Source organism: Microbulbifer elongatus (assembly GCF_021165935.1).
In the GTDB taxonomy this organism is placed as follows: domain Bacteria; phylum Pseudomonadota; class Gammaproteobacteria; order Pseudomonadales; family Cellvibrionaceae; genus Microbulbifer; species Microbulbifer elongatus.
Map to the genome: position 1 here is coordinate 398,715 of NZ_CP088953.1, position 25,970 is coordinate 424,684.

Annotated in this window: 21 protein-coding genes and 1 tRNA gene; 4 read left to right on the forward strand and 18 right to left on the reverse strand. The window is 60.0% G+C overall.

What is annotated here, in order from left to right; all coding sequences use genetic code 11:
- Window positions 1-113: 113 nt before the first annotated feature.
- Window positions 114-968 (reverse strand): carbon-nitrogen hydrolase family protein, encoded by an 855-nt coding sequence (locus tag LRR79_RS01580; RefSeq protein ID WP_231758689.1) that lies wholly within the window; start codon window positions 966-968, stop codon window positions 114-116.
- Window positions 969-1,308: 340 nt separating this feature from the next.
- Here LRR79_RS01580 and LRR79_RS01585 point away from each other — a divergent pair, with 340 nt between their 5' ends.
- Window positions 1,309-2,550: an MFS transporter gene (locus tag LRR79_RS01585; protein ID WP_231758690.1), complete on the forward strand. Its 1,242-nt coding sequence runs from the start codon at window positions 1,309-1,311 to the stop codon at window positions 2,548-2,550.
- 5 nt (window positions 2,551-2,555) lie between these two features.
- Here LRR79_RS01585 and LRR79_RS01590 read toward each other — a convergent pair whose 3' ends face one another.
- The 4 genes from LRR79_RS01590 to LRR79_RS01605 form a co-directional block, all read right to left on the reverse strand.
- Window positions 2,556-4,355 carry an aminotransferase-like domain-containing protein gene (locus LRR79_RS01590; protein WP_231758691.1) on the reverse strand — a complete coding sequence of 600 codons (1,800 nt, stop codon included), beginning with the start codon at window positions 4,353-4,355 and terminating at the stop codon, window positions 2,556-2,558.
- Between the two features lie 182 nt (window positions 4,356-4,537).
- Window positions 4,538-5,140, reverse strand: a complete 603-nt coding sequence (locus LRR79_RS01595; protein WP_231758692.1) for an HdeD family acid-resistance protein — start codon at window positions 5,138-5,140, stop codon at window positions 4,538-4,540.
- A 104-nt stretch (window positions 5,141-5,244) separates the two neighbouring features.
- Complete coding sequence (locus tag LRR79_RS01600) at window positions 5,245-6,057, reverse strand: LytR/AlgR family response regulator transcription factor (protein ID WP_231758693.1); 813 nt, start codon at window positions 6,055-6,057, stop codon at window positions 5,245-5,247.
- Window positions 6,058-6,112: 55 nt separating this feature from the next.
- On the reverse strand, window positions 6,113-7,201 hold the full coding sequence (locus tag LRR79_RS01605; RefSeq protein ID WP_231758694.1) for a sensor histidine kinase: 1,089 nt from the start codon (window positions 7,199-7,201) through the stop codon (window positions 6,113-6,115).
- A gap of 134 nt (window positions 7,202-7,335) precedes the next feature.
- Here LRR79_RS01605 and LRR79_RS01610 point away from each other — a divergent pair, with 134 nt between their 5' ends.
- A complete protein-coding gene (locus tag LRR79_RS01610) occupies window positions 7,336-7,794 on the forward strand; it encodes an EVE domain-containing protein (RefSeq protein WP_231758695.1) in 459 nt (152 codons plus the stop codon).
- On the opposite strand, the gene LRR79_RS01615 is transcribed toward LRR79_RS01610, so the two are convergent.
- The 3 genes from LRR79_RS01615 to bioD form a co-directional block, all read right to left on the reverse strand.
- Window positions 7,791-8,015, reverse strand: coding sequence for a DUF3094 family protein (locus tag LRR79_RS01615; protein WP_231758696.1), 225 nt, complete (start codon window positions 8,013-8,015; stop codon window positions 7,791-7,793). The two genes, LRR79_RS01610 and LRR79_RS01615, sit on opposite strands and share 4 nt — an antisense overlap.
- Window positions 8,016-8,261: 246 nt before the next feature.
- Window positions 8,262-10,037 (reverse strand): acyl-CoA dehydrogenase C-terminal domain-containing protein, encoded by a 1,776-nt coding sequence (locus LRR79_RS01620; RefSeq protein ID WP_231758697.1) that lies wholly within the window; start codon window positions 10,035-10,037, stop codon window positions 8,262-8,264.
- 204 nt (window positions 10,038-10,241) lie between these two features.
- Window positions 10,242-10,943, reverse strand: a complete 702-nt coding sequence (gene bioD, locus LRR79_RS01625; RefSeq protein WP_231758698.1) for a dethiobiotin synthase — start codon at window positions 10,941-10,943, stop codon at window positions 10,242-10,244.
- 372 nt (window positions 10,944-11,315) lie between these two features.
- Here bioD and LRR79_RS01630 point away from each other — a divergent pair, with 372 nt between their 5' ends.
- Window positions 11,316-11,807, forward strand: coding sequence for a L,D-transpeptidase family protein (locus LRR79_RS01630; protein WP_231758699.1), 492 nt, complete (start codon window positions 11,316-11,318; stop codon window positions 11,805-11,807).
- Between the two features lie 354 nt (window positions 11,808-12,161).
- Here the strand turns inward: LRR79_RS01630 and dnaB are convergent, their stop codons facing one another.
- From dnaB to rnr, 9 genes are all read right to left on the reverse strand, one after another.
- Window positions 12,162-13,607, reverse strand: a complete 1,446-nt coding sequence (dnaB, locus tag LRR79_RS01635; RefSeq protein WP_231758700.1) for a replicative DNA helicase — start codon at window positions 13,605-13,607, stop codon at window positions 12,162-12,164.
- Between the two features lie 200 nt (window positions 13,608-13,807).
- Complete coding sequence (gene rplI / locus LRR79_RS01640) at window positions 13,808-14,254, reverse strand: 50S ribosomal protein L9 (protein ID WP_231758701.1); 447 nt, start codon at window positions 14,252-14,254, stop codon at window positions 13,808-13,810.
- 34 nt (window positions 14,255-14,288) lie between these two features.
- Window positions 14,289-15,113 (reverse strand): YybS family protein, encoded by an 825-nt coding sequence (locus LRR79_RS01645; protein ID WP_231758702.1) that lies wholly within the window; start codon window positions 15,111-15,113, stop codon window positions 14,289-14,291.
- A 70-nt stretch (window positions 15,114-15,183) separates the two neighbouring features.
- A complete protein-coding gene (gene rpsR, locus LRR79_RS01650) occupies window positions 15,184-15,414 on the reverse strand; it encodes a 30S ribosomal protein S18 (RefSeq protein ID WP_010133305.1) in 231 nt (76 codons plus the stop codon).
- A 12-nt stretch (window positions 15,415-15,426) separates the two neighbouring features.
- Entirely contained in the window at window positions 15,427-15,876 is a 450-nt protein-coding gene (gene rpsF, locus LRR79_RS01655; RefSeq protein WP_231758703.1) for a 30S ribosomal protein S6, read from the reverse strand.
- Window positions 15,877-16,326: 450 nt separating this feature from the next.
- Window positions 16,327-17,643, reverse strand: a complete 1,317-nt coding sequence (locus LRR79_RS01660; RefSeq protein ID WP_231758704.1) for a tetratricopeptide repeat protein — start codon at window positions 17,641-17,643, stop codon at window positions 16,327-16,329.
- Window positions 17,644-17,749: 106 nt separating this feature from the next.
- Window positions 17,750-18,388, reverse strand: coding sequence for a hypothetical protein (locus LRR79_RS01665; RefSeq protein ID WP_231758705.1), 639 nt, complete (start codon window positions 18,386-18,388; stop codon window positions 17,750-17,752).
- A gap of 360 nt (window positions 18,389-18,748) precedes the next feature.
- Window positions 18,749-19,504, reverse strand: a complete 756-nt coding sequence (gene rlmB / locus LRR79_RS01670) for a 23S rRNA (guanosine(2251)-2'-O)-methyltransferase RlmB (protein WP_231758706.1) — start codon at window positions 19,502-19,504, stop codon at window positions 18,749-18,751.
- 3 nt (window positions 19,505-19,507) lie between these two features.
- Window positions 19,508-22,447 carry a ribonuclease R gene (rnr, locus tag LRR79_RS01675; RefSeq protein ID WP_231758707.1) on the reverse strand — a complete coding sequence of 980 codons (2,940 nt, stop codon included), beginning with the start codon at window positions 22,445-22,447 and terminating at the stop codon, window positions 19,508-19,510.
- Between the two features lie 373 nt (window positions 22,448-22,820).
- On the opposite strand from rnr, the gene LRR79_RS01680 reads away from it, so the two are divergent.
- Window positions 22,821-22,907: transfer RNA gene (locus LRR79_RS01680), tRNA-Leu, on the forward strand.
- A gap of 317 nt (window positions 22,908-23,224) precedes the next feature.
- Here LRR79_RS01680 and ppc read toward each other — a convergent pair.
- A complete protein-coding gene (ppc, locus tag LRR79_RS01685) occupies window positions 23,225-25,882 on the reverse strand; it encodes a phosphoenolpyruvate carboxylase (protein ID WP_231758708.1) in 2,658 nt (885 codons plus the stop codon).
- Window positions 25,883-25,970 lie beyond the last annotated feature (88 nt).

Here is a 25,970-nt window from a genome sequence, read left to right on the forward strand (position 1 = left end):
GTATAACTGGACCCTGGCCTATACCTAGTGCCAGTTAGTCTACAACGACTGGTCCAGTTTGTTGTGGTTGTTAAAAGCCATCCTGTGAGAAATGAACTTTTGCTTCGCCGGTCTTATTCCGGCACTTTCAGCTCGCCAAGCTGCTCCAGTGCAGGGGATACCGCACCCCGCTCGTACTGTGGATAGTGCACCTTGCCATCGCGGAAACTTTTCAGGGTTTGTCCCAGGCCTTTCATGCCGCGCTCGCGCACCTGGGTAACTTTTTCTACATCCAGATAGAGGGAGATAATTTCTTCCTCAATAGAGGCCTCATGCAGGGTATCGCCTTCTGGCCCGACAATGATCGAGCGGCCGTTGCCCTGCTCGCCGGCTCCGTTTACATCGACGATGTAACACTGGTTCATCACCGCACTGGCGCGCACCATGGAGAGTTCGTCTTTGCGGTCAATCGTGTCGGTTTTGGTGGGGTGGATAATCACTTCTGCACCCATCCAGGCCATGGCTCGGGTGGTTTCAGGGAACCACATGTCGTAGCAGATGGAGACCCCAAAGCGCCCCACCTCGGGCACATCAAACACCACGAACTGGTCTCCTGCTGTGACGCCCTTTTCGTACGGCAGGAACGGGTAAATCTTGCGATAGCGGGCGATGACTTCACCGGCTGGATTGATCACCGGCGTGGTGTTGAACACGGCACTGCCACACTTTTCATACATGGACCCGGGGATCAGCCAGATACCCAGTTCCCGTGCGGTGCGGCAAAAGGCATCCTCTTCGGCAGAGGGGAGTTCGCGGGCGTGTTGCGCACCGACACCGCGCAGCGCCAGCTCGCTCAGCACGATCATTTTCACCCAGGGGTAACGCAGTTTGGTGCGTTGAATTTTCTGCAGCAGCAGCTCCAGGTTGTCTGCCTCATCCAGCTTCAATTGCAGTGCTGCTATTCCGAAAGACCTGCGGTTGCTACTCATCACACCGGTTCCTGGTTCTGGATTATTGATTGTTGTTGTCGCCACAGCCTTGGCGGAGCATTTCGCGCAGCCGTGGCCAGCTGGATTAATACTGGCCCAGAGCGAGGCACGGCTATAGGGCCAGATTGGCGGGAGGCATGAGTCCAACCGGGGTGGAGACGGAGTATCGGGGGATTTGGACCTAACGCCGGAATGAATCTGGCACTATCACGCAGGCTGTAATAAGTTAGCTTTGGTCCGGCACAGGAACCGACCGCGACTTCTTCTGAATGGACGTCCGCTCAACAAATCGGTTCATCAAACAAGACAGATAACAATTCGCCACAGCGCCGGAGTACCCATGGAAAACCCAGCCCAGTCTGCAGTAACAGACGCCCCCGAATCAGGCTATTCCGGAAATAAAATTCCCGAAAATACCCACGGGCGCGGCCTTCTGGTCAGTAACGGCTGGATCGCGAGTATTTTTCTCGCCTTCCTGTCTTCCGCCGGTCTTTACTATGTGAATATTTTTCCGGTCATTGTGGATGCCCTGATGGCCGGTGCCGGCCTCAGTGCGGAGCAGGCGGGGCAGATCACCTTTGCCAACACCATGGGTGCGGTAATCGGCGCATTTACAGTTTCCTGGCTGATTCGGCACATTCCTCGCTGGAAACGCGCAGCGGCAATTCTGCTGTGCTGCTCCATCGGCATGGATGTGCTCACCATCCAGCTGGCCAACCTGGACCTGCTGATCCCTCTGCGACTGGTACACGGTATTCTCGGCGGCGCACTGGTGGGGCTGGGTTTTGCGGTGATTGCCCGCAGCGGCATTGCCGGGCGCAGTTACAGTATGGTGCTGCTGGTGCAATATACCGGCGGAGCCATCGGCGTGGGCTTTCTGCCTGCACTGGTAGCCGAACACGGTACCTACGTGCCCTTTTTCGCGCTGATCACTTTCAGTGTCATCACGCTGCTGATGCTGCCGTTGATCGCGGACTATCCGCTGCCAACAGAGGCAGAGAATCGTCAACGTGCGGAAAACGCAGCTCCGCTGCCACTGTTGCCGATCATCATTACGCTGATCGCACTGTTCTGTTTCCAGTTTGCGAACATGGCTCTGTTCGCCTTTATTTTTGACCTCGGCAAAACCTTTGCACTACCCCTGGGCTTTATCAGCCAGACCCTGTTCTGGGCCAACCTGATCGCAATTGGCGGCGCGGCACTGGCGGCGGTGACCGGACAGAAATATCCGCTGGCCAAGCCTCTGGCCGCCGCCTTGATCATCACCCTGCTCGGCCTGCTGCTGTTCGTATTCAGTGATATTCGCCCGCTGTTTATTCTGGCGAATGTGGTTACCGGGATGACCTGGGCTTTCTGTGTGCCCTACTTCCTGACCATGGCCTCGCGGTTTGACAGCGCCGGCCAGATGGGTGCCTTTGGCGGTTTCGCGTCCAAGCTTGGCCTGGCCTGTGGGCCACTGTTTGCGGGGTATTTCATTACCGGCGGGGGCAGCTATACGCAGCTGGTCATCGTTACCGTTGCGGTACTGGCAATTTGTCTGGTGGCGGTACCGGCTGCAGCGCGACTCGATCGCGCGTCTTGAGTTTCTCACTCGTTGGCAATAATCGCCGCATCAATCAGCTTGCCGGTTTCATTAAACCACTTGATGCGGTGACCGTCGGTCACCACGTAGAAACTGGCTTTGCGACCGTAGGACCAGGTGCGCCACTGGCGCACCCACTGGTCTCCATCGAGCCACCAGCGCCCGGTGTCGGTCTCGTCCATCTCCACATCGTTGCGGGAATAGCCGAGCATGGTGCCATCCGGTTTGAGCTCGATACGGTAGGACTCACCCAGGGTGTTGGTGCCAAGAAATATGGCTCCGGGCATTTCCCGCTGCAGATCTTCCGCGCTCAGGCGCCGGCCAGAGGCCACATCCAGTGACTCCTCCTCCGCCTGCAACTCTCCGTTGATCAACTGCGCAAGCACCCGCACACCTCCCTCGATCTTGTCGGCATCGATTGCAGAAAAACCGAGGCGCACGGCACTGCCATCCCCCACGGTTTCCAGCAGCAGCCCGTTCTGTTCCGCACTGGTCTGGAGTTGGGCACCATCGACATGGGGAGGTAATTCCAGCCAGCATGCAGTACCGCAGCTGGCGCGACGTACCTTGAGTTTGGGCAGGTGGTACATCAGGGCCTCCCCCAGTGCGGTCCACCGCTCCTTCAGCTGCTGCGTGAGCTTGAACAGCGCCGCGTCCAGGTGGCCGGCCGCAACGAACTTGGCCAGCAACCGCTGGTTGAGCGCCGGCACGCGTTCACGCAGGGTGTAGCGCAGTGCACGCAGCCGTTGAATCACCGGTTTGGGTGCCACTACAAACGCCAGCTGCATGCCCGGGTCGATGATCTTGGGGAATTGATAGAGATAGATTACTGAACTGCCCCCATCCATGCTTTTCAGTGGCGGCAACGGATTGCCGTGGTAGCAGAAATCGTGGTCGCAGTCGTTCTCAATGACCACCGCCTGCTGCTCCCGCGCCTGCCTTAACAGCTGACGGCGGCGCTCAAGGCTGGTGGTGACGGCGGTGGGGTTATGTACATTGGGCTGCAGATAAATACTGTGGGCCGCCTGGAAGGCGTCATCCAGTAACGGGCCATCGGCATCCTGGGAGAGCGGCAATATCTGTGCACCGGTGCGCCGGAAGATCTCACCGGTCTCGCCGCCGGCGGGCTGCACCAGCGCAAGTTTGCGCTGGCTGCCAAGCAATAATTCTCCCAGCAGATAACAGGCCTGCTCCATCCCGCTGGTGAGCAGTATCTGGCCCGGGTCCACGTAGATACCCCGACGCGGCAGCAGCCGCGTGCAGATCTGTTCCACCAGGTGGCGATCGTCTTCGTTGTTGCCGAGAGTGGCCCACTGCGCGACTTCCCGCGCGGTGAAGATATCCCGTGTGCACTCCCGCCACTCGGCGCTCGGATAGAGGCGCGGGTCGTATTCGTTACTGACAAAGGGGTAGGGATACTGCAGCCAGTTGGCGGGGCGGTTCTGCAATGCTCTGCGGCTGACGGACACCGGGTTACAGTGCGCGCGCCAGAACTGCCGGTCGTCTTCGTCCCGTTGTGGCTCACCGGCATTGTGACTGATTACCCCCTGCTGTGACACGGTTTCACTGACATAGAAGCCACTGCGCTCGCGGGTGACCAGAAAGCCGTCATCCACCAGCTGCTGATAGGCCAGTACCACCGTATTGCGGGCGACACCCAACTGCTCGGCCATGCGGCGCGACGAGGGCATTTTGTGGCCCGCAGGGATGCTGCCTGACAGGATACCCTGGATCAGTCTTTCGCGGATTTGCTGCTGCAGACTTTTATCCGCAGCGGGATCGAGAACGATCAGTGCTTCGCTCATGAACGGCTCGTTATATTTGTTTTGGCCTGGGTGCGCATACTGGAGATTGCTCGCAGTTTGCACGGCGCCCCGTTCAGATTCAAGCCGGGGCGAGCGCCATGAGAATGGGCACCCCTGGAATCACCAGGAAGACCAAGTGCACCGCCCTGCCCGGGCTTGCGAAGGCATTCAGGCTCTATGGCTCAAGTACCATGCGTATTGTGTGCCAGTTTTTTCAGTCGAAATGCCAGCCACACCAGAATAATACCGAATACAATCGCGTAGCTGCCGATCAGCCAGAGTAAAGCCAGCGCACCGGCGCCCGGTTTCAGAAGTAGTACGAGCCCAAAAATCACCGACAGCACCCCGGCAAAAATCAGCAGCCATTCCTGGTCAATTTCCTTGCGCAGGCGAATAGCGCCAATTATCTCGAAGATGCCCCGCACCAGCGCCCAGGCACCAATAAAGATCACCAGCACCAGCGCCGTGACCTGTGGATAGACAAAGGTGAGAATCGCCGCGGCGATGCCGGTGATCCCCACAAACAGTAGCCACCAGAGGGACGAGCGCTCTACCTGGCCACGCCCCTTGATCGCCCCGTACAGCGCCACCACGCCGTCGATCAGTGTGTAGATCGCAAACAGGAACACGAGGCTCAGCAGGGATATGCCCGGCCAGATAAATGTCAGCACACCAAATGCGATAGCGAACAGGCCACGCACCAGCGCCACCCACCAGTTATCGGCCATAGCGCGCAGTAGCGGTCGGGAAGACAGGGATAATTGAGAGTCACTTTCGGGTGCCATGGGGGCCTCCTGACATGGGGGGCCCGATGCGGGCCACCGTTACGCCGGAGTTTTAGTCTCCCGAAAAGCGAAAAACGAGATTATTTTTTCAGTGAGCGGCGGTTTTAGATGAAGTGCTGCACCTTGTTCTTGTAGCTCCGGCTCATTTTCAGGCGCTCACCGTTATTCAGCACCAGGTGGTACTCTCCATTGATGTGCGCGCAGATCTCGCGGACCCGCTTTAAATTGACGATGGTGGAGCGGTGAATACGCTGGAATACCTTCGGATCCAGCTGCTGCTCCAGCTCCTTCATGGTGATCCGCATCACATGGGTTTCTCCATTGGCGTGCACACACATGTAGTCTCCGGCAGCATCGATCCAGTCGATATCCCGCGCGGGCACCAGGGTAATCTTTCCCGAATCCTTGATCGCGATCTTGTCCGGGTAACGGCTACCACCCAGCTCTCCGGCAGCCAGCTTTTCCTCCAGAGCCTCCGGTGATTCCTGGGTGAGGTCTGCCGCAGCCTCGAGCAACTGCTCCCGTTGTGCCACCAGGTTTTCGCTGCCCAGCTTTTCCCGCACCCGCTGCAACGCCAGCGCGAGGCGGTCTTCCTCAATCGGCTTCAGCACGTAATCCACGGCACTGACCTCAAACGCTTCCACCGCGTACTGATCGTAAGCGGTCACAAATACGATCTGAGGAATTTCATCCCGCGGCAGCAACTGGACCAACTCCAGCCCACTGACGCCGGGCATCTGGATATCCAGGAACGCCACATCGGGCTTCAGCGCCAGAATCTGCTCCCGCGCCTCGCGGCCATTACCACACTCGGCCACCACCTCAATGCCACCCAGGTTTTCCAGGCGCAGGCGCAGACCGCGCCGGGCCAGAGGCTCATCGTCCACAATGATGACGTTCAGGGTTTCGTTACTCACTGCTCGCTTCTCTCCGGATAATCCGCCTTATTACCGCACTTGGCGCCATTGCGCGCTATTCCTGTTCGAAGGGAATACGCAGATGCACTGCCAGCCCGCCTTCCGGGCGATTACAGAATCGGGTTTTCTGCTCGACCCCATACAACGCGCGCAGACGTTCGCAGGTATTGCGAATACCCACACCGGCACCGCGACCCAGGCCCGCGAGATCCTCCTCGCGCACCCCTGGCCCATTGTCGCTGATCTCGATCAACAGTTCGCCGGCAAATACGCGCGCTTTCATCGTGATTTCACCACCCCACTCCCGCTGGGAAATACCGTATTTGATGGCGTTTTCCACAATAGGTTGCAGCAACAGGCTGGGCACCAGTGCATTCGGCGCATCGCTGTCCAGGTCCACGTTGATCTGCAGGCGATCCGCAAAACGCACTTTCTCGATATCCAGGTAGAGCATCAACGCCTCGACTTCCTTTGCCAGCGTGACCTTCTGCATCGGATCGTTATCCAGCGAGTGGCGCAGGAACTGAGACAGCCGCGTCACCATGCTGTTGGCGGTTTTACCGTCCTGATCCAGAATCAGGGTGGAAATCGCGTTCAGGGTATTGAACAGAAAGTGCGGGTTGAGCTGATAGCGCAGCATCTTGAGCTGGGACTGGTGCGCGATGGACTCCGCCTTCAGGGCTTTTTCCTGCTGCTGCAGTGAGGTCTGGTAGTACTTGATACCGTAGTAGAGCGCGGTCCAGGTCATGTATATCAGAAAGGAGTACGAGAACCAGTAGACCGCCATCACCATGGGGTGTTCGTCACTGTCCTTGCCGTAAAGCCACAGGGAGCCACCGAACTTGATCGCCGCCCACAGCGCGGCGGCAATGATGAGCACCCCCAGAGTGCCAATCAGACGGGTAGCCGGCGGTTTGTCCCACAGGTGCTGGAAGCCGCGGCGCATACCCTCGGACAGGGCGACCCCCGAGGCTGTAGCCACCGCCAGATAACCGGTGTACAGCCAGTGGTTTTCCACCCAGAAGAAGCCACCGATAAAGGTCAGCAGTGTGTAGCCTGCCCAGCCGCTGAATTGCAGCGCCCAGTACTGGTTGCGCTCGGTTGCCAGCCAGTCGGACAGCCAGTTGAAAACAGAAGTACCCATAAATCTCCAAAGGTGCGCACGTACGGCGCCAATCTGGGAAAATAGCCTAAAGGACACAAGCCGTGGACGAAATACCACCAAACGCAACAATCGGACGGACTGCCGCAGAAAACGCGGCAAGTGGAGGCAGAGCAATGAGTTACTGGCTGTTCAAGTCGGAACCGGATGAATATAGCCTGGATGACCTCAAGGCCGAACCTGGTCATGTTGGACGCTGGGACGGTATTCGCAATTACCAGGCGCGCAACTTCCTGCGCGACGAGGTGGAAGAAGGCGACGGTGTGCTCTTCTATCACAGCGCATGCAAGGTGCCGGCCATCGTCGGCACGGCGCAGGTGGTGCGAGCCGCCTACCCGGATCCCGCTCAGTTCGATCCAGAGAGTAAATACTTCGACCCCAAGGCCACCGCAGAGAAGCCGCGCTGGTTCTGTGTGGATATCCGCTGGCAAAGCGAATTTGCCCGCCCGCTGCCACTGAAAGAGATCAAGCAGAACCCGGCGCTGGCGGAGATGGTGCTGGTGAAACAGGGAAGATTGTCGATTCAGCCAGTAAGCGAGAGCGAATGGCGACTGCTATTGAAACTCGGAGCCTAAACGACACCTTTGGTGCGCGCGATAAACAGGCTGAGTAGAGATAATACGGTCAGCACCACGAGAATAATGCCGAGTAACAGAAAAGGACGAAACGGTTTGCGCTCCACATCGTTGTGGCCGCTTTTCAGGTAACGATCGACCTTGGCCTGATCTTCATCAGAGAGCTTTTTTGGCGGGATGGTGTTTTCGGAGTCTGGACTGGGCGAATCTGAACTGGACATAGCTAACCCGGGCTCTTTTTATTGTGATGACCGGAGTTTAGGAGATTCGTCGATACTAAAAAAGCCCTGGAGAATATCGGCTCCCGAGCGCAGCGCCCCTCCAGAGAGGGCCTGGATCACGGGTGCTTTTGTCATGCCGGACTCGATCCGGTACCGGGATGACAATACGAGGCTAGATGACCGGAACGCCCGTCATGCCGGATCTCGTCCGGCACGACAGAAGCATCTGGCATCCAGCACCCGGGGTTAGAACAAATCTTCTTCCAGATCCATCAGGGTCTCACTACCGGCCAGCACGCTCGCGGCCAGCGCCTTGGCCTGCGGTAACAGGCGGGCAAAGAAGAAGCGGGCGGTTTTGACCTGGCTGCGGTAGAAGTCATCACTCTGGCCCACGGCAACACTGGCGACCTTGGCCCACATATAGGCGTAAGCCACATAACCGAACTGGTGCAGGTATTCCACAGAGGCCGCACCCGGCGCATTGGGGTCGGTCTTGGCGGCCTCGATCACTGCGGCGGTCACGTCTTTCAAGCGCTGCAGCTCGGTTGCCAGCGGCACGATGAATTCCGCCAGGGCGTCGTTGCCGGCATTGGCATTGATAAACGCCTGCACGTCGGCCGCGAACAGCTCGAAAAAGGCGCCGCCGTTGGCCACGGTCTTGCGGCCGATCAGATCCAGTGCCTGAATACCGTTGGTCCCTTCGTAGATCTGGGTAATGCGCACATCGCGCACCAGCTGCTCCTGGCCCCACTCGCGGATATAGCCGTGGCCGCCGAAAACCTGCTGGCCGAGTACCGTGCAATCGAGGCCTTTGTCGGTAAAGAAGGCTTTGGCCACCGGGGTCAGCAGCGCCACCATGGCTTCCGCGTGCTGCTTTTCCTCACCCTCGCCGAATTTCGCCAGATCCAGCCATCTGGCCACGTAGGTGGACAGCGCACGGGCGCCACCGATATAGGCTTTCTGGGTCAGCAGCATACGGCGCACGTCCGGGTGCACGATGATGGGGTCGGCGGATTTTTCCGGTTGCTTGGCACCCTCCGGCGAACGGCTCTGCACGCGTTCACGGGCGTATTCAATGGCGCTTTGATAGGAGCGCTCGGAGGCACCCAGCCCCTGAATACCCACTCCCAGGCGCTCGTAGTTCATCATGGTAAACATGGCAGCGAGGCCCTTGTTCACCTCGCCCACCAGCCAACCTTTGGCACCGTCGAAATTCATCGCACAGGTGGCGGAGGCCTTGATGCCCATCTTGTGTTCGATGGAGCCACAGCTCACGCCGTTGCGCTCGCCCAAGCTGCCGTCTTCGTTCACCAGGATCTTTGGCACCAGGAACAGGGAGATCCCTTTCGGGCCCTTGGGCGCGTCCGGCAGCTTGGCCAGCACCAGATGGATGATGTTTTCCGACAGGTCGTGATCGCCGCCGGTGATAAAGATCTTGCTACCGGTAATGCGGTAGCTGCCATCGTCCTGTGGCTCCGCTTTGGTGCGGATAATACCCAGGTCGGTGCCGGCGTGGGGCTCGGTGAGATCCATGGCGCCAGCCCAGGTGCCGGCATACATATTCGGCAGGTATTTTTCTTTCAGTTCGTCACTGCCGTGCGCGTCCAAAGCCAGGCAGGCGCCATTGGTGAGTACCGGGTAGAGGGCAAAGGAGATACTCGCCGAGCACAGCATTTCTTCCACCTGGGCACCCAGCATCTTGGGCATCCCCATACCGCCATATTCCGGATTCCCCACCAGTGCTCCCCAACCACCTTCGCAGTAGGTGGCGTAGGCTTCCGGGAAGCCTTTCGGGGTGGTTACCACACCGTCGTTCCAGTGGCAGCCTTCCTCATCGCCGCTGCGGTTGAGCGGGTCCAGGGTATTGGTAGCCAGCTTGCCCATCTCCTCGAGGATGGCGTCGGCGGTTTCCCGGTCTGCGGTTTCCGCCAGCGCGGGCAAGCGCGCCCAAAGTTTGTCTGCCTCGAATACCTCGTGCAGCAGGAAGTTCATCTCGCGCAGTGGTGCCTTGTAGTCGGCCATGGTCTCGCCTCGCTGGATCGGTTGTAGATGGTTACGCAATGACTGAGTGGACAGCTCAATGGCTAGATCAATCGATTGTTTCAAATACATGTTTCAAACATATGTTTGAAATCTAGGGCCAAGCGTATGCCAAGTCAAGCCGAACACTGGGTCCGGCCTGTCTTTATCAGTCACCACCCGGGCAAGGGGCGGTTCGCGAAGGGATCAGTTGCAAGAAGATAGCAGCGGGGAGAGGTCGAGGTGGGCGGCGCCATTGCGGTAGTCGCCAGATGCATCGAAGTCCAGTTCCCCCAGACAGGGAGCGGGGAGAATCGCCCGCAGCGTCATCAGGTTCTCGTCGGCTCTGGGCATCTCGGCTTTGGGCGTGCGTACAAAGTTGGCCACCCACCCTGCCAGTTTCAATCCGTCACGGTGAATGGCCTCGGCGGTCAGCAGGGCGTGGTTAATACACCCCAGTTCCATACTGACCACCAAGATTACCGGTAGCTCCAGCGCCCTTGGCAGGTCGGAGAGGAACTGCCGCGGCGCCAGCGGCACCCGCCAGCCACCGGCCCCTTCGATCAGCACCAGGTCAGACTTGTTGCTCATGACCCCGCGACAGATCCCGACTAAACGCGACGGATCCAGCCGCCTGCCGGCTTCCATCGCCGCTATATGTGGCGCGATGGCCGGCTCCAGGGCAATGGGGTTCACCTGCTCGTAGGGCATCTCCTCGGTCATGGCCTCCATCAGGGTGAGCGCATCGCTGTTGCGCAACCCCGCCGGTGTCTGCTCACAACCGGACGCCACCGGCTTCACCGCCGCGGTCTTCAGCCCCTGCTCTTTTGCTGCCTGCAACAAAGCGGCTGTGGTATAGGTCTTGCCGACTTCCGTATTGGTGCCGGTCACAAAAAACGTACGGGTCACGGAAACTTACCTCCCTTTTGGAAATCTTTTATGTTGACGCCTCTTTAAACATGATCTACTTGCTGATAAATTGTTCACGTAGAGCAGTAATCGTACAACCCACTTCGCCAATCACGGCCGGGGTTAGGATAATTGCCTAACGAAGACCCCGCCGCTGGCATGGGGTGACAGCCGAGGACAGCGCTGTCATGACGCTATTGCGTCACCAAGTCGCACCGCGCAACCACATTGCTCAGCCACTGGCGGATGCTCCCCGCCTGAACGCCGAGACTCCCCGCATAGGTCAGGGATGTGGAAGTGCGAAAGTACGGATGCTGATTTACAGCCCCGGAATGACATAACAAGCAAATGCCATCAACACCGACGAGAGCCATGCGATACCTGAAATTGAGCCTGATTGCCTTACTCCTGATCCCCACTCTGGCCGTTGCCAAGATCAAGCCGGTTGATGAGGTGGTGGTGTATAAATCCAAACACCTGATGCAGCTGAAGCGCAACGGAAGGGTTGTGAAAAGCTACAAGGTGGTGTTCGGTAAAAACCCGGTGGGTCACAAACAGTACGAGGGCGACTCCCGCACACCGGAGGGCCGCTACACCCTGAACTGGAAAAAGAAAAACAGTACCTATTACCGTGCCATCCAGGTTTCTTACCCCAATGCACAAGACCGAGCGCGGGCCAGAAAAATGGGGCGCAGCCCCGGTGGCTCCATCATGATCCACGGCCAGAAGCCCCACTGGAAAGGCATCGAACAGTACCTGACCAAAATGAACTGGACCGACGGCTGTATTGCGGTAACCAACCCGGAGATGGACGAGATCTGGGCGATGGTGGATACCGGTACGCCGATTGAGATTTTTCCGTAACGCCCGCGCCAACAAATTCGAAGTACAAGAATCAGAATCGAAGGCCGGGGGCTGGGGCAAGTTTTTCGAACCGTCGTCGCCATGGATGGCGGCGCCGGAGCGTACATGGATGTACTCGCAGCGATTCGAAAAACTTACCCCAGCGCACGGCCGCCACCGCATTGGAGATCAGTGCTCCGGACCACCGCCGTGGCGGCGAATCACTGGGTGCGGGTTTTCAGGACCGAGCTAGGCGCCCCCCAGTGAACCCATCGCTGGGCGCTTCGGCACAAACATCCTGTTTGTGACGATCCTGAAAACCCGCACCCAGCAATTCACCTTTAACTTTTGACTTCTGTGGCTCGATGTTCAGTCTCAGTGTTCTTCCTGGTAATACTCCGGCGCCAGATCATCAAAGCGCGTGTACTTACCCACAAACGCCGCCCGGCAGGTACCAATCTCACCGTTACGCTGCTTACCGATAATCAGCTCCGCCAGGCCCTTATCCGGACTGTCCTCGTTGTAATACTCATCCCGGTAAATAAACAGAATCACATCCGCATCCTGCTCGATCGCCCCGGATTCCCGCAGGTCCGAGTTCATCGGCCGCTTGTTCGGGCGCTGCTCCACCCCACGGTTCAACTGCGACAACGCAATCACCGGGCACTCGTATTCCTTCGCCAACGCCTTCAAAGAGCGGGAAATCTCGGAGATCTCCTGAGTACGCCCCTCGGTACTGCCCTTCACCTGCATCAACTGCAAGTAGTCCACCATCACCATCGCCGGCATCGCCCGGCGCTCCGCCTCCTCGCGGGACAGCTTCGGGTCCGCCTGCATCAGCTTGTTGGTGTGATCGCGCACCGTGCGCTTAACCCGCGCACGCACTTCCGACGGCGACAGGCCCGGGGTGTCGTCGATATACAGTCCCTTACCCTTCATCTTCTGCACCGCGCTCGACAGCTTCGGCCAGTCCTCTTCCTGCAGCTTACCGTTACGGATACGCCCCTGATCGATCTTGCCGATGGACGACAACATCCGCATCACCAGACTGTCCGACGGCATCTCCATACTGAATACCAGGGTCGGCTTTTCCTGACTCAACATCGCCGCCTCGACGAAGTTCAGTGCCAGTGCGGTCTTGCCCATGGAAGGACGGGCGGCGAGGATGATGAGCTCACCCGGCTGCCAGCCGGAGGTGCGCTGATCCAGCTCGGTGAGCCCGGTGCTGAGACCGGTGAGATCACCTTCCGATTTGAACAGCTCATCGATACGCTCGACGGTCTTCTTGAGCAGCGCATCCACACCGACAAAGCCGCCCTCTTTGGCACGACCCTCGGCGATTTCCGCCACGCGGCGCTCCGCCATCTGCAGCAGGTCGGCGGAACCCAGACCACCGGGATTGAAGCTGGTGCGGCTGATTTCACCGGCGGCGGCAATCAGCTGGCGCAACATGGAGCGCTCGCGCACGATTTTGGCGTAGGCGACGATATTGGCCGCAGACGGGGTGTTTTCGGCAAGCTCGGCGAGATACGCCGGACCGCCCACGTCCGCCAGCAGATCGCGGCTGGCCAGCCCCTCGGCGAGGGTGACGATATCCAGGGGCTGTTCGCCGTTGGACAGCTCCAGCATGACGCCGAAGATGATGCGGTGACTGGCGACGAAGAAGTCTTCCGCGCTCAATTGCTCCGCCACCGCATCCAGGCGACTGGCGTCGAGCATCAGGCCGCCCAGTACCGACTGCTCCGCCTCTACCGAGTGCGGCAGCGGAGAACTGGCGGTGGTTTCCTGGGCATCTTCTTCGTGCGGAGCGTATTCGTTCATCTTCGGCTTAGTATTCGATGACCCGCGAAATCTTCCGGACCGGAAGGTTCGCGGGCTAAAAACAAATCAGGCGCTGGCTCTCCCCGTCAATCTCGCGATCGACAGGGAGAATCCAGCGCCTGATTGTAGCGCGCCTGAGGCGGGAACGGGCAATCCCGTTTCCGCTCAGCGCAGCAGCGCGTTCTAGCGGTGGCAGAAGCTTATTCGGCTTCTACAACCACCTTCACGGTGCTGATCACGTCGGCGTGCAGCTGTACGTCTACGTCGTACTCGCCCACTTCGCGCAGCGCACCTTCCGGCAGTTTCACTTCCGCCTTGGCAACTTCAACGCCAGCGGCGGTGATTGCTTCAGCGATGTCGCGTGTGCCGATAGAGCCGAACAGTTTGCCTTCGTCGCCAGCGTTGGCAGCGATGGTCACAACCAGGTCGGCCAGCTTGGTAGCGCGGCTTTCCGCTTCGCTCACTTTCGCAGCGGCAGCGGCTTCCAGTTCAGCGCGTTTGGCTTCGAACTCAGCAACGTTCGCTGCGTTGGCCAGTACGGCTTTACCGGTAGGCAGCAGGAAGTTGCGGCCGAAACCGGCCTTGACTTCAACGCGGTCGCCCACGTTGCCCAGTTTGCCTACTTTGTCGAGCAGAATAACTTCCATCTCGGAACCCTCAGTTTCAGTTCTTGTGCGCCGCTCAGCGTTTATTGCTTGAGCGCGCGCGAATATCAATCCAGCTATCGATCAGGGCCAGTCCACACAGGAACCCGGCCAGCGGCAGTGCCGCGATTACCAGCATGATGTACATGGCGATCAGCGGACCGCGCCCCCAGCCCTTCTGGGCAACCAGCCAGTGGATCAGGCAGATGCCTGCCACCATGATGGGGAAAGCCGCCACCGCGCCCCAGAACACAAAGTGTTCACTGACGAGGCAGTAGATCCACAACAGCATGCCGGCCGCGGCAATCGGCAGGGGCATGCGCAGCCCGTGCATTTCTTCCCGCAAACCACCGGGGTTGTACAGCAGCGCCTGCCACCAGCGCCCGAGCAGCAGAGACAGCATGGCGCTGATCACGGATACCCAGGTCAGGTAGCCAGTGGCCTGCGCTTCGCTGGCAAATGCCTTGCTCAGCTGCTGGGCCTCCGGGGTACTGGCACCGCCAGCAGCCTCGTTGACCGCGGCGACCAGGTTGTCCAGAACTCCGCCGCTCACCTGCGAGGTGACGAGGATGCCCACGGCGGTTGCGCCGGTCATTGCCACCAGCGCCCAGCTCCAGGCGCGGGTCGTGCGCAGCACCATTGCACCGGCCAACACCCCCACAAAGTGGGTGATGGCCATGCCCGCCATCAGTGGCGACATATAGCCGGCACCGGCGGCGGCCCCAATCGGCAACAGGGCCCAGGCCAGAACGAACAGGCCGTCACTATTGCCACGGCGCAACCCTACCAGTGCAAGCACCGCGGGGCTGATCAGCGGGATTCCCACCATGGTGAGGATCACCGCGCGCACGCGCGATCGCATGGCAAATTCAGCGATAGCGCGCACTAGATAGCTTCTCTTTTACAACAATTGCTACGAAGCAAAGCGCAGCTTAGGCTTCGTGGCTGTCCGTGTACGGCAGCAGCGCGATGTAACGCGCACGCTTGACCGCGGTGGCCAGCTGACGCTGATACTTGGCTTTGGTACCAGTAATACGGCTCGGTACGATTTTGCCAGTTTCAGAAACGTAGGCTTTCAGGGTATCGAGATCTTTGTAGTCGATACGCTTAACGCCTTCGGCGGTGAAACGGCAGAACTTACGACGACGGAAAAAACGTGCCATCTGACTATCCCCTTACTCTTCGTCTTCAGTGGTGTCGGAAGACGCTGCTTCCTTGGCGCCTTCGGAAGAAGACTCTTCCTTCTCGGCGCGCTCGCGACGCTCAGAGCGTTCTGCGCGCGCTGCTTTGCGCTCGCGGGACTCTTTCTCGGCCTTCATGATCGGGCTTTCTTCGGTGATGGCTTCGTCTTCGCGAATCACCAGATTGCGGATCACGGCATCGTTGTACTTGAAGTTGGTGGTCAGTTCCGCCAGCGCTTCTTCAGTACACTCCACATTCATCAGAATGTAGTGCGCCTTGTGGATCTTGTTGATCGGGTAAGCCAGACGGCGGCGGCCCCAGTCTTCCAGACGGTGAACGTCGCCACCGCTTTCTTTGATGGTCGCAGTGTAACGCTCGACCATGCCGGGCACCTGCTCGCTCTGGTCCGGGTGAACCAGGAATACAATTTCGTAATGACGCATTTTTGCTCCTTACGGGTTAACACAGCCTCCCGGCTTGCTGCGGTTTTGGTACCGCGGCTGCCCAGTGAGGCAAGGAGTACACAGTAGCAGTCCGAAGGGTGCTATTGCGGGCGGCGTATTCTATGCGCCCGGGGAGGTGGTTGCAAGTTGAACAGTTCGGGGAGTGGCGCGCAGCAAAACAGATTACGTGACTATCGGGTCGCCGCACGCGAGCAAAAAAATGCGGTTTTCATTGAGGGGATTGGCGCGCGCCTCGTCATAGGGGCAATGGTCGCGACAATAACCCAGAAGCCGAACAACAAGAAAACAAAGACCCAGAAAAAATAACAATAAATAACATGGACCGAAGAATAACAATCGGGATCCAATCCGCAGAGGGGCTCAGCCCCTCAGCGTTTCTTTTCACCTCTCATTCCGTTCCTGCCCCAGCCACTGGCCGCCCCGTATCAATCAGAAGACGTAACTGACTCCCAGGCTCAACTCGGTCTTGTCGTAGTCATACAGCGCCCGGTTTTCCCGATTGCCGATATTCAGCAGCTTGCCATCGAGACTGAAGCGCGGGGTCAGGCGGTAGCGGGTGGAGACCCAGGTTTTGATGCGATCGGACTCACGTTCGTACTCAAGCACATTGCCGCCATCGTCCACCACCCGATTCAGTCCGTCGTACACGCTGTAGAGGTACTCGACTCCGGCGCGCAGTTCCCAGCGGCTCAGAAAGCGCCAGCGCAGGTCGCTGCCGAATGCGTGACGCACCGGGGAATAGCTGTAGTAGTCCTCCGCGGCCTGTTGCAGGTCCTCGCGGTCGTTGGTGTCGTACAGGTAGTACACGCCCCAGTCTGCGCCGAATGTCTCGCGGCGCGCACGGGCCGAGAAACGCTGGCGCCAGCCGTCCAGATAGCTGTAGTTTTCACCGCCGGCGTAATAGGCGGGAATAACCGACAGCTGCACACGGGTCGCGCCAAAATCCCGCTTGGCCCGCCCGATGAGCTGCAGCTGCTGGCTGACCCGCTCGCCACCCAAGGTTACCCACTCAACCCCACTGCCGGCTTCCAGGCTCCAGCCATTCCAGCGCAGATCGCGAATGAACGACGCGCTGAGGCTGCCCAGGTTCAGACTGTCCAGCTCGCTATAGCGACGGGTAAAGCCGTAGCCCTGCAGGCGCCAACCGTCGTCCTCGGTCCCCGCGAGCCGGTACTGTCCCCAGCCGAACAGTTCGAAGAAGCTGTCTTCCCCCACCGCGTCCTCACCCAGCAACTCGGTCTTTACCGCGTAGGGGTTGCCATCCTGGCCGCCATTGATACTGACCATGGCCAGCCAGGGTCGCGACCGGGGAGCCGGCGCCTCGACCGGACTGCCCAGCTGCAGCGCTGCCAGCCGTTGCAGCTTCGCCGAGCCGGCGCGCTCGCTCACCCGGCGAAAATACTTCGCCGCCAGCACCTGATCGCCCTGGCGCCGCGCCACCAGCCCCAAATTGTATTCCGCCAGGTCCCGCCACTGGGGCTCGGCCACCAATTGCCAGAAATAGTCGGAAGCCTCCGCGTACCGGCCCAGCTTGAACAGGGTGACTCCGAGGTTGAATTTGAGCTTGGCGCTGTCATCCCCACCCTGCTCCGCCTGCCGGAACAGGGTCAGCGCCTGCGGATAATCGCCGCGCTTGAAGGCGCCGGTAGCCGACGGCAGCTCTTCGGCGCTCAGCCGCGCCGGGCCGAACACGGAGACCGCGACAAGAGCGGTCATCAAAAAAAACAGTTGAATAAATTCGCGCATTCCGTGCCTCGTTACCTGACTTCCCGGTATGGAGTTTTGTGCCGCATCAATCGGCACCAGCCCGGGCGGCTTCCTGCGCGCCCGGGCCGACTTCGGTCACGGTTCCTTATCCTCCGGCACCCTCTGCCGCGTCGCTGGCATCACTGGCGACATCGCCGCGCAGGGAATCCAGCAGGGCATCCACATCCCCCATGCTGCCGCGCGCGTCTTCCGGTACAGCACCGAGGATGTCCTGCATCATCTGCTCGATCATGCCCTGCATTTCCGCATTGGTGAGGCCATTTTTCAGGGCCTCCTCCACTGCCTCGCGCGCGGATTCCACCGCCTGCTGGGCCTGCTCATTGGCCGCCAGCGCCGAGTTTTGCGCGCTGGCCATCAGCTCGGCGCGGCGCTCAGCCATTTCCGCAAGCATCGCTTCACTGTTTGCGGCGCCCTCGCCTGACAGCGCACTGTCACCCGTTTGCGCTTCGCGCATGGCCTTGATTGCGGCCAGTGCAGCGGCGAGTTTCTGCTCGGCAATCTCGCGCATTTCTTCCGGCAGCTCGATATTGTTCAACAGATCCTGGGCGCTCTCTGCGTCCTCTACCACCTGCAGGGTGATATCCGAGTCCGCCATTTCCACGGTGGCCGGATCCTGTTGCGCCCAGGTGATACAGGAAAGCGGCAGGCAGATGGTGAACAGTGCCGTGCACAGCAATTTCCGCTTAATCAAAACGTGGAGCGCGGTCGCTTGAATCTTTGACATAGTCCTTTACCTCGAGTGATCAAAAATAAATGGCAATTCAGAGTCAGAGTTGTCTAACTCACCAGGCTTTCACTACTGGAAGCCCTTGCTGGCGGCCGGCGATGACTGTCAGCCAGTAACTACCCAGTTACACGGAGCGGAAAGCCAAAAGGTTCCCGCAAAATTTCCACAAGACAGAAAAATTAAAGCAGGCACTCAGGCGGGATGCGGGAAGGCAGGCGGGGCACAGGTCTCAAAAAACACCCAATACAGAAAGGGACCTGCCAAATCGTTTTGTTGCGTCAGAAGCCAGAAATAACAGGCATAAAAAAAGCCGGACGGATACTCCGACCGGCTTTACGGGGGGATAACACCGGGCGATCAACCTGCCCGCTGGCGCACCGCTTCAAACAGGCAGACACCGGTGGCGACGGAAACATTCAGACTACTGACCTCGCCAGCCATAGGGATTTTGATCAGGTGATCGCAGTTTTCCCGGGTCAGACGCCGGAGCCCCGGTCCTTCTGCGCCCATCACCAGTGCCAGGGGACCGGTCAGGGACGACTGATACAGTTCCTGCTCTGCCTCGCCGGCGGCACCGAAAATCCATACCCCCGCCTGCTGCAGCATCTGCAGTGTACGCGCGAGATTCGTCACGGTAATAAATGGCAGCACCTCGGCGGCGCCACAGGCGACCTTGCGCGCGGTGGGCGTGAGGCCCGCCGCCTTGTCTTTGGGGGCAATCACCGCGTGTACGCCGGCGGCTTCGGCCGAGCGCAGACAGGCGCCGAGATTGTGCGGGTCGGTCACACCATCGAGGATCAACAGGAACGGCGCTTCGCCCTTGCCGTCCAGCTGTTTGAGCAGGGACTTCAGGAACTGCTCGTCGTAGATCCTGGTGTCGCCAACGCAGATGGCCACGGCGCCCTGATGACTACCGTCGTCGCCGACCTTTTCATCCAGCGCCTTGCGATCGACATAGCGAATGGTGAGTGCATTCTGCTCCGCCTGACGGATGATTTTCTGCAGCTTCTGATCACGGCGCCCGCGCAGCAACAATAATTCCTGCACCTGCTGGGGCGAACTTTTCAACAGGGCCTGTACCGCGTGCAGGCCATATACCAGTTGTTGTGCCACGATTTATTTCTTTCCGCCGGTTTTTTTCGCCAGTTTTTTCTTGAGCTTCTTCTTCGCTGCCTTTTTGGCGGCGCGTTTTGCGGCCTCGGCTTTATCCGCCTTCTGCGCAGCCTTGCGCGCGGCGACTGCCGGGCGCTTGCCGCCCTTGCGCGGTGGTGTTTTTTTCGGCTTGCGTTTTTTCGGCGCAGCCTCGTCGCCGGCCTCACCGGCGCCTTCACCCTCCACCAGACGCTCTCTGGAAGGCGGTACCACTTCTGCGGTATCGCTACCTACCTTGCGCTTGCGGATCGGGCGCGGCTCATCTGCACTCTCTTCCCCGCTTTTTTTCTTCAGGCCTCCACCCCAGGGGCTGGCCTTCTGCTCCTCCGAACTGAAATCGGATTTGCCGCGGCGCTTGCGCTCCTGCTGGAACTCCACTGCCATTTCCATGGCGCGGCCGCTGACCTGGGTGGATTCCTCGCCGGCGCGGGTTTTCTTTTTCGGCTTGGTGGCTGCCGGGCCCTCACTTGCGGCGTCAGGGGTAGTGCGCTGGGTACTGCTGGCACTCATGGATTTTTTTTCACTCTTGCTGTCGCCCTTGGCGAACGAATTCTTTTCCGCCTTTTTGTCGGCTTTCTTGCCGGCTTTAGGCTTTCGGTATTTTGGGGTCTGGTAACTGGGGCGCGGGTGCAGCTCCACAAAGCTGAAATCCACCTTGCGCTCTTCCAGATCCACCCGCGCCACTTGCACGGTGACGCCGTCACCCAGATGGAAACGGGTGCCGCTGCGCTCGCCAACCAGACGCTGCTGCGCCTGTTCGAAGCTGTAGTAATCCTTGGGCAGCGCGGTGACGTGGATCAGGCCCTCCACATACAGGTCGTCCAGCTCCACAAACAGACCAAAGCCGGTGACCGCACTGATCACGCCGCGGTACACCTCGCCCACATGATCCTGCAGGTATTCGCACTTGAGCCAGCTGACCACATCGCGGGTGGCATCGTCGGCGCGGCGCTCGGTCATGGAGCAGTGCTCACCCAGCTCCACCATGGCCACCGTGCTGTAGGGCAGAATTTCCTCCCGCTCCAGCGCGTGGGCACCGGGCGCCTGGCGCACTTTTTCCGCAACCGGCGCGGGGTTAGCGCTGCCATTGCGGATCAGCCAGCGCAGGCCGCGGTGTAACAACAGATCCGGATAGCGGCGGATCGGCGAGGTGAAGTGGGCGTATGCGCGGTAATCCAGGCCAAAGTGACCGCGGTTTTCCGGCTGGTACACCGCCTGATTCATGGAGCGCAGCAGCATGGTCTGGATGATGTGGAAATCCGGGCGCCCTTCGACCTGCGATAGCAGTGCCTGGTAGTCGCTCGGTTGCGGCTCACTGCCACCCTCAAGGCGCAGACCCAGCTCGCCCAGGTATTCGCGCAGATTCTCTAACCGCTCAGACTTGGGAATATCGTGCACCCGGTACAGGGCCGGCAGTTCCGCCAGCTCCATCAGTTCCGCCGCACACACATTGGCGGCGAGCATGCACTCCTCGATCATCTTGTGGGCGTCGTTGCGCTGCACCGGCACGATGCGCTCGATCTTGCGCGCGGCGTCAAAAATGATCCGCGTTTCGGTGGTCTCGAAATCGATGGCGCCGCGACGATCCCGCGCTTTGCGCAGGGCGGTGTACAGATCGTGCAGGTTGTCGATATGTGGAACCAGCGCGGCAAACTGCTTGCGGATCCCGCTGTTGCGATCATCCCGTTCGGCAACCATCTCACCGACCTGGGTGTAGGTAAAACGCGCGTGACTACGCATTACGCCTTCCAGGAACTGGTAGTTCTGGATAGTCCCCGCCTGGTCAATGTGCATCTCGCACACCATACACAGCCGATCCACTTCCGGGTTCAGAGAGCAGAGACCGTTGGAGAGTTTCTCCGGCAGCATGGGCACGACAAAGTCCGGGAAGTACACGGAGTTGCCACGCTGGTGCGCCTCTATATCCAGCGGTGTGCCCACCTGAACGTAATGGGAGACGTCGGCGATGGCCACCAGTAATTTCCAGTTGCCGTCGGGCAGAACTTCACAGAACACCGCATCGTCAAAGTCCCGCGCGTCCTCACCGTCGATGGTCACCAGCGGCAGCTGGCGCAGGTCGATGCGCGCGGTTTTGTCCTCTTCCAGCACCTCGTCGGCGATACCGTCCACCTGCGCGAGCACCGACGCCGGCCAAGTGTGGGGAATGCCATAGTTGCGGATGGCGACATCGATTTCCATCCCGGGTGCCAGGTGGTCGCCGAGCACTTCCGCCACCTCGCCCTGAGGCAGGTTGTTGCGACCGGGCTGGGTGGTGATATCCACCACCACATACTGACCGCTCTGGGCGTCGGCGCACTTGCCTTCCGGTACCAGCACATCGAGGGTCAGACGGGGATTGTCCGGGCGCACAAAGCAGATGCCGTCTTCGCGGTAAATCCGCCCGGCCAGTTGCTGGGTATTGTGCTTGATCACCCGCACCACCGCGCCTTCGCGTTTGCCGCGGAAACCGCCGGGGGTTTCCCGCACCAGTACCTCGTCGCCATCGAAGACCTTGCGCATCTGGCGGTGGGACAGGAACAGGTCGTCGCTGCCGTCACCGGGAGACACAAAACCGAAGCCATCGCGATGGCCGATCACTCGCCCGCGCACCAGGCTCATTTTGTCGAGCACGCCGAAGTCGCCATCGCGGTTGCTGGCAATCTGGCCGTCTCGGCTCATGGCGATCAGGCGGCGGCGCACGCCCTCGCGGCGGTCTTCGTCGTCAATGGACAGAAGGTCCGCGACGGTCTCCCAGGCCACCGGGCCCGGCTGCTGTTCCAGCAGGTCGAGTAGAAACTCGCGGCTGGGAACGGGTTTTTCGTATTTCTCCGCCTCGCGCTCGGCGTGAGGATCATTTTCCATTGCGGCGGGATTGTTTTTTTCCTGATTCAAAACTGCTTCCATAATTCTGCGATTGACCGCGCGGTCTGCGCAGCCCCGGGATTTGTCCGGCGCAGGGGGTGTGAATGGGTGCAACGGTCAGGCCCGGGCTCTTCAGTTTTACGGTAAGCCAGGACGAGTGATTGGAGTGGCGAGTGCCAGAAGTGGCATTGGCCACTGGTTTTGTTGCACATTGCCGCGAGTATAAGCGATTTGTGGCTCATTTCCCGATTTGATTTGCAGTTTCCGTCCGCCTATACCGGTAAAACACGCGGCAAGTGAACGCAAGCCGTTGATTGGCTGACAAATTTTGGCAGCGAGAGGCGACGAAAAAGCGTTGACACCCCCCTGGGGAATCACTATAGTGCGCGTCCTCAACGGGGCACACCGTTGAATTGCCCAGGTGGCGGAATTGGTAGACGCGCTAGCTTCAGGTGCTAGTGGCCTTACGGTCGTGGAAGTTCAAGTCTTCTCCTGGGCACCATCTTTAAAAAAGGGGCCGACTCGCAAGAGTCGGCCCCTTTTTGTTTTATCCCCCCAACTACCCCCCCCCAACTACGAACAGCGCCCCAATTTAGTTTGGGAATTTGCTGTTGTACGGACGAAGGTGGCGATGCCGGGCGTGGCTTTGCGAGACGTTGATTCGGGCAAAAGCCCTCACCCGAAGGGCACCTTCGGTGTCCAAGGCTAACGCCTTGTCCGCGAGAGGGACCTCGCGGAAGAGCCCCCATGGATGGGTTTACGGCGTGTCTCGCAAAGCCACGCCCGGCAGCGTCACCGCCACCGAGCCAGCTCGAAGGCTTACCCCGTATTACGCATACCCGCCGCAATACCCGCAATCGTCACCATCAGAGCACTTTCCAGTACCGGATCCTCCTCACGGGTGCGCAGACGCGCCATCAACTCTGCCTGCAACAGGTGCAGGGGATCGGTGTATGGATCGCGCACACGGATGGACCAGCGCATGACCGGGTTGTTATCCAGCAGACTCTCGCGGCCGGTGAGCTCACTCAGGGCGGCGACGGTGCGCGCCAGACGGCTGCGCAGTTCGACACCCAGTCGTTGCAGTTCGGCATCATCGGTGAGGCGTTCTTCGTACCAGAGGGCCACGCGAGGGTCGGACTTGGCCAAAACCATTTCCAGCATATCCACCACGGTCTGGAAGAAGGGCCACTGCTCGCTCATGGCGCGCAGGGTGTCGGGAGCATTTTCCAGGCCGGTCTCCAATGCAGCGCCGGTGCCGAGCCAGGCGGGGAGCATCAGGCGCATCTGGGTCCAGGCAAATACCCAGGGGATGGCGCGCAGGGTTTCCACGCCGCCGCCGGGCTTGCGGCGTGCGGGGCGGCTGCCCAGGGCCAGGCGGCTAAGCTCGGTCTCTGGGGTGACCGTGCGCAGGTAGGAAACCAGCGCCGGGTCGTCGCGTACCACTTCGCGATAGGCGCGTACGGAGGCCTGGGTCAGGCGATCCATTTCCGCGCGCCACTCCGGACGCGGCTCCGCCGGTGGCAACAGGGTCGCCTCCAGGGTGGCGGCGATGTACTGCTCCAGATTGTAGGCGGCCACGGACGGGCGGCCGTATTTGAAGCGGATCATCTCACCCTGCTCGGTCACACGAATGCGACCGGACACGGATCCCGGCGGCTGGGACATCAGCGCCATGCGGGTAGGCGAGCCACCGCGGGAGATGGAACCGCCGCGACCGTGGAACAGGGTCAACGGAATACCGTGCTCTTTAAAGATTCCGGTGAGCGCTTCCTGGGCGCGGAACTGGGCCCAGGCCGCACCCAGGAAGCCGGCGTCCTTGGCAGAGTCGGAGTAGCCGATCATCACTTCCTGACCACCCTTGACCCGCTCGCGGTAGAAAGGAATCTCCAGCAGCGCGCTCATGGTGTCGAAGGCGTTGTTCAGGTCATCCAGGGTCTCGAACAGCGGCACCACGCGCATGGGCGACTGCACGCCGGCAATTTTCTGCAGCAGCATGACCGCCAGCACGTCTGAAGACGTGCGGGCCATGGAAATGACATAGGCGCCGAGGCCCTCCGGGCCCTGCTCGGCAATCACCTTGCAGGTGTCCAGCACTTCGCGCACTTCGTCGGTACAGAATTCACTGCGATAGAAGGCGCCGTTGATCAGCGGGCGGCGGCTTTCCAGCTCCGCCAGCAGGAATTTCTGCTTTACCTTCTCACCCCATTCGGCGTAGCTGCCCAGATCCAGGAAGCGGGTGATGGCGTCGATCACCATGGCGTGACGGGTGGACTCCTGGCGCACGTCCAGTTTGAGCAGGGTAATACCGAAGCCGTTGAGGCGGCGCAGGGTGTCTTTCAGCTGGCCATCGGCGATGGCGGCAAGACCGACTTCGCGCAGGGAGCGATCAATCAGGCTCAATTCCTGATACAACTCGCCGCTGGTGGTGTAGACCTCACCCTGTGGCTCGGATGCCCCATTTACGCGGGCCTCCATCAGCGCGCGGGTGTTGCGCAGACGGTCGCGCACCTCGCGCAGAATCAGCCGGTAGGGCTCCTGGCTATCTCCGGTGCGGGCCAACAGTTCGTCGCTGGCGCGGTGCATGGACAGGTCCGCCAGCAGATTTTCCACATCCCGCAGATACAGATCCGCGGCCATCCAGCGAGCCAGGGTCAGCACCTGACGAGTCACCTTGGCAGTGACATTGGGGTTGCCATCGCGGTCGCCACCCATCCAGGAGGCAAAGCGGATCGGCACCCAGTCCGCCGGCAGCGGCTCCAGACCAGCCAGCGCCAGCTCGTTTTCAATCTCGCGCATGCCCTGGGGAACGGCTTCCCACAGGGACTGTTCGATGGTGGCGAAACCCCACTTGGCCTCATCGACCGGGGTCGGGCGCTCGCGGCGGATTTCATCGGTGCACCAGGCGGAAAGGATCTGCTCACGCAGCAGGCGGCGCAGGCGCTCGGCCTCTTCCGGGGTGCAGTCCGGGCGATCCAGCCCGGTCAGCAGATCCGCCATCTGATCGTATTTGCGAATCAGGGTGCGCCGGGTAACCTCGGTGGGGTGCGCGGTGAGCACCAACTCCACGGACAGATCGGATAGCACCTGACGCACCCGCGCCGGCTCCACTTCCGCCCTCTTCAGCTCCTCCAATACCTGCCGCAGGCCACGGTCGGTGTCCGGATCCCCGGGGAAGCGCTCGTGCTGGCGACGCAGGCGTTCGCGGTGGCGCTGTTCGGCGATATTCGCCAGATTCAGGAACTGACTGAAGGCACGCGCCACCTCAAGGAGGGTCTCGTCATCCAGCGGGTCCAGGAGCTCCCGTAGTTTACCTACAGGCATTTCCCCGTGACCGCGGCTCTCCACCGCTACCTGGCGAATCGTCTCCACAGTATCGAATAAGGCATCACCCGCCTGTCCGCGCAATACGGTTCCAAGCTCTTCGCCAAGCAGGCGAACATCTTCCCTCAAGGGTGCATTCTGATCTTGATCCACGGATTAATTCCCCCTTACTGGATTACTTATGAAAACCATTTTCACATATTTCCGGTCAGTTTTTGATGCCCGACACCGAATTCCTGTA